General features: G+C 44.2%; 2 protein-coding genes. Both read right to left on the reverse strand.

Going from position 1 to position 937, the window contains the following annotated elements; all coding sequences use genetic code 11:
- On the reverse strand, positions 1–690 hold a 690-nt coding region (locus tag A3738_RS01010), incomplete at its 3' end, for a methylenetetrahydrofolate reductase (RefSeq protein WP_068763279.1).
- Between the two features lie 87 nt (positions 691–777).
- Positions 778–937, reverse strand: a 160-nt coding sequence (locus A3738_RS29020; RefSeq protein WP_197473494.1) for an adenosylhomocysteinase, incomplete at its 5' end; no start/stop codon positions are given.

A 937-nucleotide genomic window follows, 5' to 3' on the forward strand; every position in this document is an offset into this window, starting at 1 on the left:
TTCAAGTTGCTTGCGGATCCAACGAGGAATCTCTGCGCCACACATATCACTAAAACGAACCAAGTTCGTGTAGTTCGTGATAGGCATAATGCCAGGGACGACTGGAATATTGACGCCCATCGCTTCAACACGATCGATAAAGTAGAAGTACGAATCGACGTTATAAAAGTATTGTGTAATCGCACTATTCGCACCGGCATCAACCTTACGCTTAAAGTTGATTAAGTCTTCTTCTGCACTTGGAGCTTGAGGATGGAACTCAGGGTAAGCAGCAACTTCGATGTTAAAGTGATTTCCACTGTGTTCACGAATAAATTCAACAAGTTCGTTTGCGTATTTCAATTCGCCTGCAGAACCGCCCATACCTGATGGCAGATCGCCACGAAGGGCAACAATTCGATTAACGCCACGCTCTTTGTATAAATCAAGCAAGCTCGCAATTTCTTGTGTGCTCGAACCTACACAAGAGAGGTGAGGCGCAGTTGAAATGCCTTGATCTTGGAAGTTAAGCACCGCATCGATGGTACGCTCTTGTGTTGAACCGCCTGCACCGTATGTCACTGAAAAGAAATCAGGTTTACGGCGCGCTAGTTCGTCACGAACGACCTGCAGCTTTGCTTTACCTTCTTCCGTTTTTGGCGGAAAGAATTCAAAGCTAAATCGGCGCTTAAATTGTTTTTGGGTTTCCATAATGTTTCTCAAATGGAGTTAAATGGGGGCAGAGTAAAAATACCCAGACCCCAATTTTCTATTTTAATCTAACGTAAAACGTCAGACTTAATACTTGTAAGACTCCGGCTTGTATGGGCCGTCAACAGGAACGTTGATGTAATCCGCTTGCTCTTGGGTCAATTGCGTCAATACACCGCCGAAACCTTCAACCATGTCTTTTGCAACTTCTTCATCAAGCTTCTTAGGAAGTACTTTAACGTAAACG

It is taken from the genome of Oleiphilus sp. HI0066 (assembly GCF_001635725.1).